General features: G+C 35.4%; 15 protein-coding genes and 1 pseudogene. All 16 read left to right on the forward strand.

The window, feature by feature from the left end:
• Nucleotides 1-19: 19 nt before the first annotated feature.
• Nucleotides 20-373 (forward strand): flagellar biosynthesis protein FlgJ, encoded by a 354-nt coding sequence (locus tag CVU84_08250; protein PKM94905.1) that lies wholly within the window; start codon nucleotides 20-22, stop codon nucleotides 371-373.
• 261 nt (nucleotides 374-634) lie between these two features.
• Nucleotides 635-1,744, forward strand: coding sequence for a hypothetical protein (locus CVU84_08255; GenBank protein ID PKM94906.1), 1,110 nt, complete (start codon nucleotides 635-637; stop codon nucleotides 1,742-1,744).
• Between the two features lie 89 nt (nucleotides 1,745-1,833).
• Nucleotides 1,834-3,021 (forward strand): methionine adenosyltransferase, encoded by a 1,188-nt coding sequence (locus tag CVU84_08260; GenBank protein PKM94907.1) that lies wholly within the window; start codon nucleotides 1,834-1,836, stop codon nucleotides 3,019-3,021.
• An 18-nt stretch (nucleotides 3,022-3,039) separates the two neighbouring features.
• A complete protein-coding gene (locus CVU84_08265) occupies nucleotides 3,040-5,256 on the forward strand; it encodes an ATP-dependent RecD-like DNA helicase (protein PKM94908.1) in 2,217 nt (738 codons plus the stop codon).
• 36 nt (nucleotides 5,257-5,292) lie between these two features.
• A complete protein-coding gene (locus tag CVU84_08270) occupies nucleotides 5,293-6,024 on the forward strand; it encodes an amidophosphoribosyltransferase (protein PKM94909.1) in 732 nt (243 codons plus the stop codon).
• A 19-nt stretch (nucleotides 6,025-6,043) separates the two neighbouring features.
• Entirely contained in the window at nucleotides 6,044-6,460 is a 417-nt protein-coding gene (locus CVU84_08275; protein ID PKM94910.1) for a flagellar protein, read from the forward strand.
• 276 nt (nucleotides 6,461-6,736) lie between these two features.
• Complete coding sequence (gene flgM, locus CVU84_08280; GenBank protein PKM94911.1) at nucleotides 6,737-7,009, forward strand: flagellar biosynthesis anti-sigma factor FlgM; 273 nt, start codon at nucleotides 6,737-6,739, stop codon at nucleotides 7,007-7,009.
• Nucleotides 7,010-7,018: 9 nt separating this feature from the next.
• Nucleotides 7,019-7,531, forward strand: coding sequence for a flagellar protein FlgN (locus CVU84_08285; GenBank protein PKM94912.1), 513 nt, complete (start codon nucleotides 7,019-7,021; stop codon nucleotides 7,529-7,531).
• Nucleotides 7,532-7,559: 28 nt separating this feature from the next.
• The gene (locus tag CVU84_08290; protein ID PKM94913.1) at nucleotides 7,560-9,206 is read left to right on the forward strand and encodes a flagellar hook-associated protein FlgK; all 1,647 of its coding nucleotides are present in this window, start codon (nucleotides 7,560-7,562) and stop codon (nucleotides 9,204-9,206) included.
• Between the two features lie 29 nt (nucleotides 9,207-9,235).
• Nucleotides 9,236-10,969 carry a flagellar hook-associated protein FlgK gene (flgK, locus tag CVU84_08295; protein PKM94914.1) on the forward strand — a complete coding sequence of 578 codons (1,734 nt, stop codon included), beginning with the start codon at nucleotides 9,236-9,238 and terminating at the stop codon, nucleotides 10,967-10,969.
• Between the two features lie 25 nt (nucleotides 10,970-10,994).
• Nucleotides 10,995-12,335 (forward strand): flagellar hook-associated protein 3, encoded by a 1,341-nt coding sequence (gene flgL / locus CVU84_08300; GenBank protein ID PKM94915.1) that lies wholly within the window; start codon nucleotides 10,995-10,997, stop codon nucleotides 12,333-12,335.
• Between the two features lie 37 nt (nucleotides 12,336-12,372).
• Nucleotides 12,373-12,831 (forward strand): flagellar assembly protein FliW, encoded by a 459-nt coding sequence (locus tag CVU84_08305; protein PKM94916.1) that lies wholly within the window; start codon nucleotides 12,373-12,375, stop codon nucleotides 12,829-12,831.
• Between the two features lie 2 nt (nucleotides 12,832-12,833).
• The gene (gene csrA, locus CVU84_08310; GenBank protein PKM94917.1) at nucleotides 12,834-13,052 is read left to right on the forward strand and encodes a carbon storage regulator; all 219 of its coding nucleotides are present in this window, start codon (nucleotides 12,834-12,836) and stop codon (nucleotides 13,050-13,052) included.
• Between the two features lie 26 nt (nucleotides 13,053-13,078).
• A complete protein-coding gene (locus tag CVU84_08315; protein ID PKM94918.1) occupies nucleotides 13,079-13,504 on the forward strand; it encodes a flagellar protein in 426 nt (141 codons plus the stop codon).
• 232 nt (nucleotides 13,505-13,736) lie between these two features.
• A pseudogene (locus tag CVU84_08320) lies at nucleotides 13,737-14,159 on the forward strand (hypothetical protein).
• 1,452 nt (nucleotides 14,160-15,611) lie between these two features.
• Complete coding sequence (locus CVU84_08325; protein ID PKM94919.1) at nucleotides 15,612-16,841, forward strand: flagellin; 1,230 nt, start codon at nucleotides 15,612-15,614, stop codon at nucleotides 16,839-16,841.
• Nucleotides 16,842-16,908: the final 67 nt, after the last annotated feature.

Raw genomic sequence — 16,908 nt, forward strand, 5'->3', positions numbered from 1 at the left:
AGAGAAGGAGTGATAAATAGTGTCAATAGATGTATCAAACATAAATAATCCACTTTCACAGTATATTACTAGCTCAACAAAAGAAACAGCAGATCAAAATGCTTTTGAAGCAATTCTTAATGAAGCAGTTGAGAAGAAGGATAGTGTAAAATTAAAAAAGGCATGTCAAGAATTCGAAGGATATTATCTGCAACAGCTTTTTAAGGAAATGAGAAAAACTATTCCTGACAGTGGATTACTCGAAAAATCCCAAGGAAGAGATATTTTTGAAGATATGCTATATGAAGAATACTCAAAGAATATGTCTAAAGGAAAAGGTATGGGTCTATCAGAAATGCTTTATAGACAATTGTCTAAGAATATAACTGATTAATCGAAGTCCCCCACTTCAAACAGGTACATTATACAAGGTCAGACTATGATTGCTTATTCCTTTAAGTGATAATAGTCTGGCCTTGTATTTCTTTACGGGGTATCAAGGACTTTTAATTGACCACAGCCGATTTTCTGTTGATAATGAAAGTTTTGCATAAGTAATTGGAAAAGCGGCAGATAGTCACCAAGGATTTTAGAATACCACAGCCGATTTTCTTGTTAAATTATTGTCTATTGTGTATAATGTGAGTAGCAAGTAATGATCAATCAAATGAGGTGCGAAATGATTATTGGCAGGATATTAGAAGCAATTTCAATGTTGAGTGTAATGATGACTATTATTAATCCTATTTCATATAAGGTTGAGCAGTTAAAGATTCATGATCGGCCACAAACTATCTACACACTATCTATTAACACAGACAATCCAAATGTGGAATTAAAAAATATTCTATCTTATAATGTTCTTTTTGGTGTTGATAAAACCTCGAATATGGTAATGGAATCGGGAGCGCTATTTGGAGTAAATGGAATGTTCTATGATGAGTTTGGAGCTCCTTATGGAATATTAATTATAGATGGTAAGGTAGTAACTATGGATTCCATCAATACGCCAACAATGGTTGTAACAGAAACGGGACAAGTGTCTCTCGAGAAAATTGACATTAAAGGATCAGTAAAGGGTATTAAAAATACGATCCAGCTTGAAGGAACGAACAAAGGTGTATCTGATGGCAAATGGGTGTTATTTCACGATGTGTATGGTGATACTACAAGAGTAAGTCGATATAGTATGAATTATATCATCAAGGATAATATTGTCACAGAGATCATTTATACTGATATGCCTGTTGCTATAGAAAAACAGGATTATGTGTTAACACAGGTTACCAATGAAACGATACCTGTATTTGAAAAGGGTGAAACGCTTGATATACAATTTCAAATTAGTAATCATGAGAACAAAGATATAGCACAAGCCTTTCAAACAGGTGGATGGCTTGTATATGAAGGAGAAAATATTGCTAAGAATTACGAACCTTTTATCGGATATACTACAGGACTTAACCCTAGAACTTTAATCGGTATAACAGAGGAACAGCAACTAATTGTTAAAGTCATTGATGGCAGAATACCAAAAATAAGTTTAGGGATAACAGGATATGAGGCTGCGGAGCTTATGAAAGAAGAAGGTTGCATATATGCAGCATATTTAGATGGTGGAGCATCTAGTACAATGGTAATAGGAGGTAAGGTTGTCAATAAACCTTCAAATGGAGAGGAAAGAAAAGTTGCGCATGCCTTAATTATTGGCATAAAAAATGTGGGTAAAATACTTGCGCAGGACCTGAAAAGGATTGGGAATTAGAATTGCATATTTAAATAAGTAATGATATAATACTTTATTAGTGCAAGGTATTAAGCTTTGCAGCTACCAAGTACAAGGAGGAATTTATTATGACAAAAAGATTATTTACTTCAGAATCCGTTACAGAGGGACATCCAGATAAGGTATGTGATCAAATCTCAGACTCAGTATTAGATGCTATTTTAACACTGGATCCTTATGCAAGAGTTGCTTGTGAAACAGCAGTTACAACTGGACTCATTTTAGTTATGGGTGAGATAACTACAGACAGTTATGTTGATATACAGAAAATTGCTAGAGAAACAGTGAAAGAAATTGGTTATAACAATGCACTTGGTGGATTCGATGGAGATACTTGTGCAGTGTTAACTACAATAGATGAGCAATCAGCAGACATAGCAATGGGTGTAAATGAAGCATATGAAGCAAAAAAAGGTGAAATGCAAGAAGCAACTTTAGAATCAACAGGAGCAGGCGACCAAGGTATGATGATTGGATTTGCTTGTGATGAAACCGAAGAGTTAATGCCATTACCTATTTCATTAGCACATAAACTTTCAAGAAAACTTGCTGAGGTTAGAAAAAATGGTACACTTTCCTATTTAAGACCAGATGGAAAATCTCAAGTTACAGTTGAATATATTGACGACAAACCAGTAAGAGTTGATACAATCGTTGTATCTACACAACATGCACCAGAGGTTTCCATTGAAACAATTGAAAGAGATATTAAGGAATATGTTATAAAGAGTGTGATTCCAGCAGAACTTCTTGACAGTGATACTAAATACTTCATTAATCCTACAGGACGTTTTGTCATTGGAGGACCTCAAGGGGATTCTGGACTAACAGGTAGAAAGATTATTGTTGATACTTATGGTGGATATGCAAGTCATGGTGGTGGTGCATTCTCAGGAAAAGACCCAACGAAAGTAGACCGTTCAGCAGCTTATGCAGCTCGATATGTTGCTAAAAATATCGTTGCAGCAGGACTTGCTAAGAAATGTGAAATTGAACTAGCTTATGCAATCGGTGTTGCAAAGCCTGTATCAATTTACATCAATACTCATGGAACTGGAATTATTGAGGATGATAAAATTACTAAGATTGTAGAGGCGAATTTTGATCTTAGACCAGCTGCAATTATTAGAGATTTAGACCTAAGAAGACCAATTTATAAGCAAACGGCTGCTTATGGACACTTTGGAAGAACAGACATTGACTTACCATGGGAAAGAACAGATAAAGTCGAGCTGTTAAAAAATGCAGTAAAGTAAGCGCGGGTTGGTGAAACCATGGTAGTAGTAGATGGAATTGTAGAAGAAATTATATATAGAAACGATAGCAACGGTTATACGATTATAACCGTTGCTACTGATTCGGAAGAAATCACTATAGTTGGAACTTTGTTTCATGTAGCCATTGGAGAACGGATTAGAGCCAGTGGAACCTATACATCACATCCCATCTATGGAATGCAGCTTAAAGTTGAACAATTTCAAAGCTTTATGCCAGAAGAAATAGCGGCAATGGAACGCTATCTTGCATCTGGCGTTATTAAAGGTATCGGCCCCTCATTAGCCAAACGGCTTATTGATCAATTTGGCTTAGATACCTTTAAAGTAATTGAGGAACAAACAGAAGTTTTAGCCCAGGTAAAAGGCATTAGTGAGAAAAAAGCGCAAGAGATTACTTCTGTATTTTATGAACAAAAGAAAATGCGACAGGTAATCATCTTCCTTCAAGAATTTGGGATATCCTTAACCTATGCAATTAAAATATATGGAGAATATAAAGAGAAGACAGTTGAAACAGTGAAAAACAATCCATATCAATTGGCAGAGGATATTCATGGAATTGGTTTTAAGATGGCAGATTCTATAGCTTTTCGTATTGGAATAGATCGATTCTCAGCAGAGAGAATTATGGCTGGAATAAAATATATCTTAGGTCAATCTTCTTTAGATGGGCATTTGTTCTTAGAAAAAGAAACCTTAATAGTACAAGCAGCTGCACTTTTAGGTGTAGAGGCAGAGAGTACTGAAAATGCTTTAACCCAGTTGCATCTGAAGCAGCATCTCCTAATAAGTAGTAGAAACGGAATAGAAATTGTATATTTAATAACCTATTATTTAATGGAAAAATATATTGCAAACCATTTATTAGATTTGAGTAGCTTTAAGCACCCTACTGATAAAAATATTGAAAATGAACTTGTTGAAATAGAAAAAACACATGAAATATTTTTAGATGCTAAACAAAAGAAAGCAATCATTGAGGCAATGAATTGTGGAGTATTGGTTATTACTGGTGGACCAGGAACTGGTAAAACGACAACAATAAATGCAATCATAGAAGGTTTTGAAAATAGAGGTTTAGAAGTATTATTAGCTGCTCCTACAGGTAGAGCGGCAAAAAGAATGACAGAAACAACTGGTAAAGAAGCAAAGACCATACATAGACTTCTTGAAATAACCTTTGGTAAGGATGAGCTACATCAAAGATTCGAACGAAATGAAGAATATCCGCTAGAATGTGATGTTGTTATTATAGATGAAGCATCTATGATGGATGTAACCTTAACCTATCATTTGCTCAAGGCAATTGTACCAGGTACAAGGTTGATATTGGTAGGCGATAAAGATCAGCTACCTTCTGTTGGACCGGGAAATATTTTGAAAGATATCATTAAATCAGAATTCATTCCAACAGCCATTCTTGATAAAATATTTAGACAAGCAATGGAAAGTGATATCATTTTAAATGCACATAAAATTAATTCTGGTGAACATTTCCCGTTAAAAGGGAGTAACAAGGACTTCTTCTTTATAGCAAGAAGCAATGCACATCATATCATCGATGAGATTGTATCCTTAGTGAAGATAAGACTACCTAAGTTTACAGGATGTACTAGTCATGATGGTATTCAAATATTAACGCCAATGAGAAAGGGTCTACTTGGAGTAGAACATCTTAACGGTGAACTACAAAGAGCGATCAATCCATACTCAAAAGACAAAAAAGAAAAGGAATTTAGAAAGATTGTTTTTAGAGAAGGGGATAAAGTAATGCAAATCCGCAACAATTACAATATTAGTTGGGAGATTGTGAGCAAATACAATTATACAGTTGAAGAAGGCTTAGGTGTATTTAATGGTGATGTTGGTAAAATAATTGAAGTGAATCATTACAGTGAAAAGATAAAGGTGAAATTTGATGATGAAAAGCTAGTGGAATATGATTTTACGAACTTGGATGAGTTAGAATTAGCCTATGCAATTACCATTCACAAATCACAGGGCAGTGAGTACCCAGTAGTGATTTTACCTATGTTCTCTGGCCCCCCCATGTTACTTACTAGGAACTTGTTGTATACGGCAGTAACAAGAGCAAAGGCGTATGTAGTGGTTGTTGGCATGGAAGAGGTTTTGAAAAAAATGATAGATAATAATAGAGAAATTGGTAGGAACTCTACCTTAGACCAAATGCTTAGAGATGTTTTTAGTTTATAAGTACTAAGCAAGATACTATATGAGGGGAAAATAGCTATGGAGGGTGTTGTAAGAAAAGCAATGAATAAAGCAATCAGTATCGTCTATCCCAAAAGATGCTTATTTTGCGATGAAGTTCTATCCTTTGGCGAAAAAAAACCGATTTGTGCAGAGTGTAAACCTGATGCAACATGGGTTACAGGAGATATCTGCAAGAAATGTGGTAAGCCACTGGAGTGCCATCGATTGGATTTGTGTTATGATTGTTCGAGAAAGGTTAAGTATTATAATGAAGGACGTGGAATGTGGGTATATGAGGATTCGGTGAAAAAAGCTATTCACAAGTACAAGTACGGTAATCGTAAGGGGTATGGTAAAGCCTTTGCAGAAGAATTATATCAATTCTATGTAAATAATATTCATTGGGATATTGATTGCATTACATCGGTGCCGTTGCACCCTGCAAAGCTAAAAGAAAGATCATTTAATCAATCAGCACTTATTGCCGATATACTAGGTGAAAGGCTTGATATAGGAGTCGACAATTATCTGCTATCAAGGACAAAAAATACGATTCCTCAAAAGGATTTAACAGATTCAGAGAGAATACTAAATGTAATGGATGCTTTTTCAATTAACATTTTATCTTCTAGTACAGGGAAAAATATATTAATTGTAGACGACATATATACAACCGGCAGCACGATAAACAGCTGTGCAAAGATACTTAAAACTTATGGTGCTTACAAAGTATATTTTTTGACGGTAGCTATAGGAAAAGGGCTCTAATACGCGGAGGTGTAGGCAAATGGATATCAAAAATTGTATAAAATGTATGAAACTCTTCAATTATGTATCGGGACCATCAATATGTCAAAGTTGCCGAAAGTCAATTGATGATCAATTCAAAGAAGTAAGGCTTTATATCAGAAAAAATCCAAAGTCAAGCATAGCTGAGGTTGCGGAAGTAAATGACGTTGATATCAAGCAAATTAGACAATGGATAAGAGAAGAAAAACTTTTGTTTTCTGAGGATTCAGCAATAGGAATAGAATGCGAAGTATGCGGCAAGACTATAAGAACAGGTAGATACTGTGATGGTTGCAAAGCCGAAATGGCTAACAATCTCGGCGCAGCGATTAAAAGACCAGAAGTTAAAGAGGAAAACCCGTACGAGAACAAGGATACAAGTAGTAAAATGAGATTTTTAAATAAAGATAAGTGATAAGCTGAATTAATTAACATCAGATTTTAAATAAACGGATCAGGCTTGAATAAAAGCCTGATTTTGTTGGTTACGAAGAAAGTTCTGCATAAGTAATTGGAAAAGCGGCAGGAAGGTAACGAGAATTTTAACACGGCGTATAAATAACAAAGTTATTTAACGCGGCGTAGCCGATTTTTTGAACTTGAAAAAAAAAATAAAAAAAAGCTAAATGGAACGGATAGTATTGACGATATAATAAATAAGGAAATAAGATTTTTAAAGGTGGTGGCTATTATGAGGATTAACGGTATTAACAATGTAAACAATATTTACAAAAGCAACAAAACAAACAAAGCATATTCAGCTTCTGGTGTATCAACATCAAAGGATACTTTAGCGATTTCTAATTTTGCAAAAGAGCTACAAGTTGCGACTCAAGCTGTAAACAATGCGCCTGACATACGTCAATCAAAGGTTGATGAGATTAAGCAACAAATGGAAGCTGGTAAGTATAATATTTCAGCTTCACAACTTGCAGACAAACTGTTAAACAAAAACTTTGAATAAAAAGAAGGGATTACAGTGGCGAGCTTAATTGAAGAATTATTTTGTGTATTAGAAGAGGAAACAGGATGTTATAAAACTCTTCTTGATATGGCAGATAATAAAAAGGATGTTATTATTAAAGGAGATGTGCCTAGCCTACAGGAAATCACAAAGATTGAGCAAGAATTGGCTGGGCATATTTTGCGTCTTGAAAAAAAAAGAATTCAAAATATTGAGGACATTTGTTTGGTCTTAAATAAAAATCCTGAAGAAATAACTATAAATAGACTAGTAGACATTTTACTTGGTGAAGAAAAAGATAGGCTTCGAAAAATCAATGAAAACTTGATTGTGATATTATCAGAGCTTCAACTTTTCAACGAAACTAATTCTAAACTCATTCAACAATCTCTAGAATTTATAGATTTTACAGTCAACGCAGTACAAAGCACTACATCAATTTCTACAGGAAATAGATATCAAGCGAAAGGCCATAGATCTGATGAATTCCAAGGTAGAAATTTCTTTGATGCAAAGCAATAAATAGGAAATAAGATAAGGTGGTGATGATATGTCGTCAATAAGCAGTTTATCAGCAGCGGTTTCGGCGCTCATGTCAAGCCAAACTGCTCTCAATACAACAGCACATAACTTAGCAAATGTAAATACACCGGGATATGTAAGACAACAGGTATTAATGAAAGACAATAGCTACATGAACCTTGGGCAAAATGGTACAACGGGATTTTATGTCGGACTAGGTGTAGATGTCCAACAAATAAGACAAATAAGAGACCGTTTTTTAGATCAAGCCTATAGACAAGAAAATTCAAGGCAAGGTTTTTATGCAGCTCAAAACAATGCAATTGAAGAAATTGAAACTATTTTAGGTGAAACGGAAGGCGAAAGCTTTTCAAAAGTTCTTAATAATTTATGGCAATCTTTAAATGAGATATCAAAAAATCCAGATGGATTAGAAACAAGAGGCGCATTGGTTCAAAATGCAGTCCTTTTTATAAATAGAGCCAATTTAATTTCCAACCAGTTGAATTCTTATCAAGATAATATGAACTCACAGGTCATGGATATGGTAAAAGAAATCAATCATATAGGCGAACAAATTAATGATTTGAATGGAATTATAGTTAAAGCGGAGCTTAGTGGCGGACAAGCCAATGATTATAGAGACCAACGAAACTCCCTTATAGATAAACTATCAACAATGGTTGATGTTAATTATAAGGAGGACCTTAAGGGTAACGTGTTGGTACAAATTGAAGGAATGGAATTTGTTTCAATTGGCGGGTACAATAAAATGGGGATAGCAGCAGCAGAACCATTTAGTACTTTAGTTAAGCCAATATGGACACATTTAAGTGGTACCAATAATGATGTGTTTGATTATGCAACACCAATCAATACAGAAAATGACAATGATAAGGGTAAATTAAAGGGCTTGCTACTAGGTAGAGGTACAAGAGCAGCAAACTACACAGATATGCAAAATCTTGCAACTTATCAAAGTAATATTAAACCTTCGATTATCATGAATGCACAAGCACAATTTGATAATTTAGTACATGGTGTAGTTACGATGATGAATAATGTTATTGCACCTAATATAGAGATATTACCTGCAACGGTGCCACCAACTTATGAATTAGATACGGTGAATGCGCCATATGGATTAGATGGTAGTCAAGGAATAGAACTATTCTCTAGAAAAAGTATGACTCGTTATACTGCAGGAGTCTATAATGATGAAGATCCTGCAAATACATATAGCCTATATTCAGCTGGCAATATAGCAGTGAATCAAGCTATTCTTGATGATTATGATAAAATCTGTTTAAGTGGTACGATGATGGATCTTTCAGACAATACCTTTATCCAAAAAATGATTACGAAATGGCAAGAACCATTTTCAGCCATTGAACCTGGATTAACTTCTAAATTAAACTTTAATGCGTACTACAATGATTACATATCCGTGATAGGAAACAACGGAAATTCAGTTTACAATAAAATGTCTAACCAAGAACAAATGGTTATTCAGATTAATAACCAACGAAGCTCTAGGATGGAAGTATCTTCTGATGAAGAGCTCAGCAATATGATTAAGTTTCAACATGCATATAATGCAGCAGCGAAGGTAGTTTCGACACTAGATCAAATGATGGAACAGGTTGTAAAAAGTACAGGGCTTGTAGGAAGATAAATTATCTTTTAGAAAGGAGAGCATGACTTATGAGATCATCTTTTTTTGGACTGAATGTAGGTATACAAGGATTATATACAGCACAGTCAGCATTAAATGTTACAAACCATAATATTTCTAATGCAGAAACCAAAGGATATAGTAGACAGTATGCAGAGATTTCAGCTGCTAGAGCTTTACCTGATGGCCCTAGAGGTATGGTAGGTACAGGATCTGAGGTTACAGGAATTAAGCAAACAAGAAGTACTTATATCGATACCAAGTTTTGGAGCATGTCAACAGACTTAGGTCAGTATAAGATTAAAAATGAGATGTTAGGTCAGCTCGAACTCCTTTTCAATGAGCCTTCAGATACTGGTTATAACACAACAATGGGAGACTTTTATTCGGCATTGCAAACACTATCGACAAACCCAGCCGAAGATGCAATGGTAGTTAATTTTATTGATTCTTCAGAAAGTTTTGCAGAATATTTTAACAACGTTGGAAAACAAATGGTAAATAGCCAAAGAGAAGCAAATTTCGGAGTGAAAACCAGTGTTATTCAAATTAACGTCATTGCAGAACAATTAGCTGCGATTAATAGTCAAATTGGTAATCTAGAACTGAATGGTGTTACTGCCAATGATCTAAGAGATGAACGTGTTAAGTTGATTGACCAATTATCCGAAATAGTCAATATAGAAGCAAAAGAACTCACTGATATTAATGGAAAGAAGAAATTTGCAGTATCCATAAATGGACAAAGCTTAGTTTATGGAAATGCTGTTAACCGTCTTGTTACCGTTCCTAGAGCCAACCTTAATAATCCAGAGGATGATCCGGATTTGTATGATATTAATTGGGAATCGGGTGCAAGATTATATCTAAACAATAGTACAACCAGTGGTTCATTGAAAGGCTATCTTGATGTTAGAGATGGTAACAATAGTGAGAATTTTAAAGGGGCAGTTGTATCAAAAACTACGGGTCCTCCACATTTAATCGTGGTAGATAACATTTCAAGACATGATATTCCCAGTGAAGGTACTTTTAGAATAGGATCTACAGTAATTGAATATACAGATATAAGCTATAACAATGCTACCACTCCACCCCAGATGACATTTACCTTAGCGGCAGCTCCACCAGCAAGTGTTTCAGCATTAGATAAAGTTGAAATAGGAGAAGCAGTAGGTTATAAAGGGGTTCCTCATTACATAAAAAAACTCAATGAATTTGTAAGAACCATGGCCCAGGAATTTAATACAATTCACAAGCAAGGTAATACCAATACAGGAACCGAGTTATTTAATTATGAAGGATTTAATGGAGTGCCACCACTAGTAGAAACGGAAGCAAATGACTTCTCATACAATCAAATTAATATCCACAACTTTTCTTTTTCACAAAAAATTGTAAGTGATAATAGCCTACTGTTAACATCTTACGAAGGTAATGGGGAGAGTGCTAGCAACTTGCTTGTGGATTTACTCAATACAAAGTTTGATGTTGATATGTTTAAGAAGGGTAAGCCAGATAGCTTTATGCAATCATTGATCAGTGAGTTGGGGATTGATTCAAAGCAAGCACAAAGTTTTGAATCAGGCCAAGCCAATTTGACCAAGTTGATAGAAAACCAAAGAAAATCAATTTCAAGCGTCGATTTAAATGAAGAAACAGCTGACATGGTAAGATTTCAACAAGCCTATAATTTATCAGCAAAAATTATCAGTGTAATGGATGAAATATATAATGTAATGATAAACCAACTAGTTAGATAAAAGGATGATATTGTGAGGTGATATTATGAGAATAACCAATTCAATGATGAGATCAAACTCTTTATGGAATATTAATAGAAATGAAGAACTCATGAGCAAATATGAAACGCAATTGTCAACAGGAAAGAAGATTCAGAAACCTTCAGATGACCCTATCGTTGCGGTTAGAGCTTTGAAGTTTAGAACCAATGTAAAAGAAATAGCTCAATATAAAACCAATTCTGAAGATGCAACATCTTGGTTAGGTGTTACGGAGCAAGCATTGGCGAATACGACTAAATTATTAAAAAGAGCCAGAGATTTATGTGTACAAGGTTCGTCAGATATTTTTTCCACAAACGATAGAAACACAATTATTGCTGAACTAAATGAGCTAAAGGCACAATTTGTAAACGAAGCGAATGTTAATTATGCAGGAAGATATATATTTTCTGGTTTTAAGACAGATCAGCCAGTAACTTTTACAAAAACTCAAAATACGGTAAATTATGCAATAACGGAAAGTATAGATGCAAAAAATATTGAAAAGTTTTCTACAGTTGTTGAATCGGGTACCCCAGGGAAATATGTGATAAATGATGCGTACAGAGTAAGATTAGGTTACGGGGATATCGCATCAAATATTACAGCGACCATTATTTCACCACCGACGAACATTACAATCGATTCAACTAGACTTTCAACAGCAAATGATGCATATACACCGCCAGCTGGTCAGGCATACTTTCTAAAAGATACAGGAGAACTCATTTTTAATAGTGATAACGTGAATGGTGTAGCACCAGCCGTACCAGTTCCTACCACTTTTGATTTTGCTTATAACAAAATCAACTTTGAAAAGGGTGACTTGGTGCCAGAACAGTATCATAATTGCGTTAATACAACTGCAATACCTAACATTACATATACAAAACCAAAGGATGAAATGGTATATCAAATTAGTTATAATCAAGAAATAACTGTCAATACAATGGGAAATGAAGTATTTACAACTGATTTAGCTAGAGACTTTGATGAAATCATTAATTCTGTAAAAAACATCATGAATGATGGAACACAAAAAGATTCTTTGAAAAAGGATTTATTAGGCAATTTTTTTGAAGGTATGTTAACTAAGGTAGATAAGCATCTTAATACTGTAGTGAGAGAACAATCAATCATTGGAAGTAAGATGAATCGATTAGAATTAACAATCAATAGATTAGAAGATGACAATGTTAATTTTACGGAATTATTATCCCTTAATGAAAATGTAAATATGACTGAAGCCGTTATTAACCTAAAGGCGCAAGAAATTGTGTACAATGCCTCTCTGGCTTCATCATCAAAACTAATGCAAAGAACTTTGATGGATTTTATTAACTAAAAAATACAACAATAAATAATATGAAGGAGTGAAGGGCATGATAATTAAAACAAAACATTTTGGAGAAGTTGAAGTCGACGAAGAAAATATATTAGAATTTCCTGAGGGAATTTTTGGGTTTGAGGAATTTAGAAAGTTTGTAATCTTGTTTGATCAAGAAGTAGAGGACAGCCCATTTTGCTGGTTACAATCATTAGAAAATCAAGAGACAGCCTTGCCAGTAATCAATCCAATGAGCTTTTTTCCAGAGTACAATCCTGAAGTAGCGGGAGAACTCGTTGAAAAAATTGGTGAACCTATTATTGAAGACATTAATCTATTCACTGTTGTTGTAGTCCCAGAAGACGTTAAAAAGATGACAACCAACCTTAAGGCGCCTATTTTAGTGAACGTTAAGACGAAAAAAGGGATGCAAGTGATTGCTCATGATGATCAATATGCAATTAAACACAATCTATACGAACAAATAAAGAATTTACAGGAAGCAGGTGAATAGCTATGCTTGCTCTTTCTCGCAAAATACAAGAATCAATTGTTATTGGTGATAATATTGAAATTACGGTTCTATCCATTTCCAAAGATCAAGTGAAACTTGGGATTAGCGCACCTAAAAGCGTGCCTGTACATCGTAAGGAGATTTATATTCAGATTCAAGAAGAGAATAAAGAAGCTGTTAAAATGGATAAGAATGTAATTGATCAACTGAAAAACTTATAGTTAACTTGATTTAGGGGGTGGTGTTTATGGAAGTACAAGTCTGTAAGCATTGTCGAAGGCTCTATGAATCTGTTTCGGGAGTGAACGTGTGCCCAAATTGCTATCTTGCACTTGAGGCTGATTTTAAAATCGTGAAACAATTTATAAGAAGTCATCCGAATGCTTCCATTTTTGAGGTGTCTGAGTCTTGCAAGATGGATATGGAACAAATCAGACAATGGATTAAAGATGAACGCATTGAATATACGAAAACTTCCACTGTTGGAATTGAATGCGAAAAGTGTGGGGCCCCTATTAAAACCGGAAGGTTTTGTTCGGTGTGTAAAATTGATACGGTTAACACTCTTAAGTCAGCTTATATTAAGAAAGAAACTGTTCATGCTGAAGAAAAAGATGCGGATAATGCAAAAATGCGCTTTTTAAATAAAAATCATAATAAATCTAATGAATAAAAGTCCAGTAGGGCTTTTTTTTCGGTTTTAAAGGGACTGTTGGGTTTTATTGCAAAATTAGAAAATTAAATATATTGTTTTGATGTTAAGCTGTGTTTATTTTTTTGTAAGCTGTCGATATAATATTAGATTCTTTGTATTCTGCAGATATAAAGTAATTAGTAGAGTACTTAAAAAGCCCATAAATGGGGGAAAGGATTCCTCTTTTTACTTGAGACAAGGAGGTGAAACTATGATAATCGGACATAATATTCAAGCTTATAACACCCATAGGCAACTTTCTATGAATAATTCGAAAGCTACCAAATCAATTGAGAAGCTTTCTACGGGACTACGAATCAATAAGGCTGGAGATGATGCAGCTGGACTTGCAATTTCAGAAAAAATGAGAGGACAAGTTAGAGGCTTAAATCAAGCTTCACGAAATGCTCAAGATGCAATCTCATTAATTCAAACTGCAGAAGGTGCGGCGTCCGAAGTGCATTCGATGTTGCAAAGGGTTAGGGAATTGACAATTCAAGCTGCAAATGGAACACTTACAGACAAAGACAGAAACTCATTAAATGATGAGGTAATCCAGTTGAAATCGCAAGTGGACACAATTGCAAGTAACACCGAATTTAACACAATTAAGATGCTGGATGGAGAAATGGCTTCCTCCACAGGCACAATCCTAACGGGAGTTAGTCAAGCTGTAGTCGATACACTCAAAGCAAAAATCCCTTTATGGATTGATGATGCGCTAAAAGTGATGGAGATAAATTACGGAATCACATTACCTGCTTCTAGATCATTGACGGTAACGCTCTATCAAGATGGAGCAGCTAGTGCTCCTGCTGCTACAATGGGTACATCAGATGGAGGTGCAACCTTGCAGATGCAGGTAAATGTAAGTAAGCTACTTGATGGCTCAAACCAAATCCCTGTAGGAACAAGTGGCGGACAGTTTGATACTGTGATTGCACATGAAATCATGCATGCAATGCAATTTACTGCAATGTCCGATATGATTGCTGGTGGTTTTACTACGCCAGAGACCTGGTTTGCAGAAGGGTTAGCAACAATTGTTCAAGGTGGAAGCGGATTCATTGCTCCTCCAAACAACAGCGCATCAGTCAATCTGCTTGCTTGGACAGGAACAACCGCTGAATATGGGTCTGCCTTTGCAGCTATTAAGACATTACATGAAATAACTGTAGGCGGTATTAACGCGATCATTGATCAACTTGAAGCTGGTAATAGCTTAGATGCAGCGATAAATGCAACAGCGCAAACGCTTAATGGGGATCCAGCTTTAACGACTGCAGACGGGGTTAATCCTCAAGTTGATTTTGCAAACTTTGCAGATTTTGTAACCTGGTTTAATACGAGCACAGATGTGAACAATTATTTGGACAATAGCACTGATTTTGTAGGTAGTGGTGCGATCGTGGATGGTTCGGATCCAACGAGTTCCTTTAACGGTACCAGCGCAGATACGATTGTAAATGATGACACAGTTGATTATGCAGGCGTTTATTCAATTGCTTTTGCAGATGTATCAGGGGATTCAGACAGTAATGGCAAAGTTCTAAACTTCCAAATTGGAGCTAACACCGGACAGAGTATGCAGTTTAATTCAGCGAATCTGACGACTCAAGGACTTGGATTAGGGAATTTGGATATTTCAACTCAAGACAATGCAGCGTCTGCTATACAACAACTTGATAGTGCTATTACAAAAGTATCTTCTGTGAGAGGTAGATTTGGGTCATATCAAAACAGGCTTGAACATACCATTCTAAACCTCGTAAATACTTCGGAAAACCTAACCTCTTCGGAAGCTAGAATAAGAGACACAGATATGGCACAGGAAATGGCGCAACTATCAAAAAATAATATTTTAGCTCAGGCATCCCAAGCAATGTTATCCCAAGCCAATCAAATTCCACAAGGGGTATTGCAGTTATTAAAAGGGTAAAAAAATTTTCAATCAAGGTGTTAAGACAAATTAAATTTAAGTCGATATATGTCATGTAAAGCAAAACTGTTGGCCAACAGTCAAACTTATTAACAAATGAGTCGGCATGGATGCCGAACGAATTACATAATTCAAGGAGGAATTATCATGATTATCAACCATAATATAGCAGCGATTAATACCCATAGACAACTTACAGCAGGTTCCGCAGGTTCCTCAAAATCTATGGAAAAATTATCATCAGGTTTAAGAATTAACAGAGCTGGCGACGACGCAGCTGGACTAGCAATCAGTGAAAAAATGAGAGGTCAGATCAGAGGCTTAAATCAAGCTTCAAGAAACTCTCAAGATGGTATTTCACTTATTCAAACAGCTGAAGGTGCTTTAAATGAAACTCACAGCATACTACAAAGAATGCGTGAATTAGCAGTTCAATCTGCAAATGATACAAATACTACTGGTGATCGTACGAATGTTCAGGATGAAGTTGATCAGTTGAATAAAGAAATTGACCGTATTGCACAAACAACTCAGTTTAATACGAAAAATTTATTAGATGGATCTATGGGTTCTGCGGTTACAACTAGTATTGCAAACATCAATACAAATACTGCTTTAGCATCTGCAACAACTGCGGCAACTACTCTTACTGGATTACTTGACCGTAATGGTAATTCATTAGGTATTGCAACAAATGATGTTATAACAATTTCATATGTGGTAAATGGCACTACTACTACTACTAACGTTACGAATGCTTCTGATACAACAATGGTAACCGGTATAACAGCTGCTGTTGCTGGAGCTACTGCTGGATATGCTGCAGCAGGAGCAACACTAACAGCTGGAACACTTGGAACAGCTGGAGCAATCAACGGTGTTACAATTACTGTAAAAGATGCAAGTGGAAATGTTAGAGCTGGTGCAACAAATGCATTATCAAGTTTCTTTGAATCAACAGCAGCGAAAGATGCACGTGCTGATGGATCTGCTACGTTCCAAATTGGTGCAAATACTAACCAAAGTATGAATCTTTCAATAGAAAAGATGGATACTGCTGCTTTAGGTGTAAAAGATATTAAAGTTGGAAACCAAGGTCAAGCCAATGTTGCAGTTAAAGTTCTTGATACCGCAATTACAAAAGTTTCGACTGAACGTTCAAAACTTGGTTCTGTTCAGAATCGTCTTGAACATACTATCAATAACTTAGGAACATCTTCTGAAAACCTTACTGCAGCTGAATCACGTGTACGTGACGTTGATATGGCTAAAGAAATGATGGAGTTCAGCAAGAACAATATTCTTACACAAGCTGCTCAAGCAATGCTTGCTCAAGCTAATCAAGCACCACAAGGAGTTTTACAACTTCTTAGATAATACAACAAATTATATTGAAATATGGAGGTATTGGATATTCCAATACCTCTTTTTCGCTTATAATAAT

This window comes from Firmicutes bacterium HGW-Firmicutes-1 (genome assembly GCA_002841625.1).
GTDB lineage: Bacteria > Bacillota > Clostridia > Lachnospirales > Vallitaleaceae > HGW-1.

What these genes read in the sequence shown, in the direction of transcription:
- CVU84_08255 (PKM94906.1), top strand. Translation starts at nt 635, where the DNA reads ATGATCAATCAAATGAGGTGCGAAATGATTATTGGCAGGATATTAGAA.
- CVU84_08260 (PKM94907.1), top strand. Translation starts at nt 1,834, where the DNA reads ATGACAAAAAGATTATTTACTTCAGAATCCGTTACAGAGGGACATCCA.
- CVU84_08265 (PKM94908.1), top strand. Translation starts at nt 3,040, where the DNA reads ATGGTAGTAGTAGATGGAATTGTAGAAGAAATTATATATAGAAACGAT.
- CVU84_08270 (PKM94909.1), top strand. Translation starts at nt 5,293, where the DNA reads ATGGAGGGTGTTGTAAGAAAAGCAATGAATAAAGCAATCAGTATCGTC.
- CVU84_08275 (PKM94910.1), top strand. Translation starts at nt 6,044, where the DNA reads ATGGATATCAAAAATTGTATAAAATGTATGAAACTCTTCAATTATGTA.
- flgM (PKM94911.1), top strand. Translation starts at nt 6,737, where the DNA reads ATGAGGATTAACGGTATTAACAATGTAAACAATATTTACAAAAGCAAC.
- CVU84_08290 (PKM94913.1), top strand. Translation starts at nt 7,560, where the DNA reads ATGTCGTCAATAAGCAGTTTATCAGCAGCGGTTTCGGCGCTCATGTCA.
- flgK (PKM94914.1), top strand. Translation starts at nt 9,236, where the DNA reads ATGAGATCATCTTTTTTTGGACTGAATGTAGGTATACAAGGATTATAT.
- flgL (PKM94915.1), top strand. Translation starts at nt 10,995, where the DNA reads ATGAGAATAACCAATTCAATGATGAGATCAAACTCTTTATGGAATATT.
- CVU84_08305 (PKM94916.1), top strand. Translation starts at nt 12,373, where the DNA reads ATGATAATTAAAACAAAACATTTTGGAGAAGTTGAAGTCGACGAAGAA.
- csrA (PKM94917.1), top strand. Translation starts at nt 12,834, where the DNA reads ATGCTTGCTCTTTCTCGCAAAATACAAGAATCAATTGTTATTGGTGAT.
- CVU84_08315 (PKM94918.1), top strand. Translation starts at nt 13,079, where the DNA reads ATGGAAGTACAAGTCTGTAAGCATTGTCGAAGGCTCTATGAATCTGTT.
- CVU84_08325 (PKM94919.1), top strand. Translation starts at nt 15,612, where the DNA reads ATGATTATCAACCATAATATAGCAGCGATTAATACCCATAGACAACTT.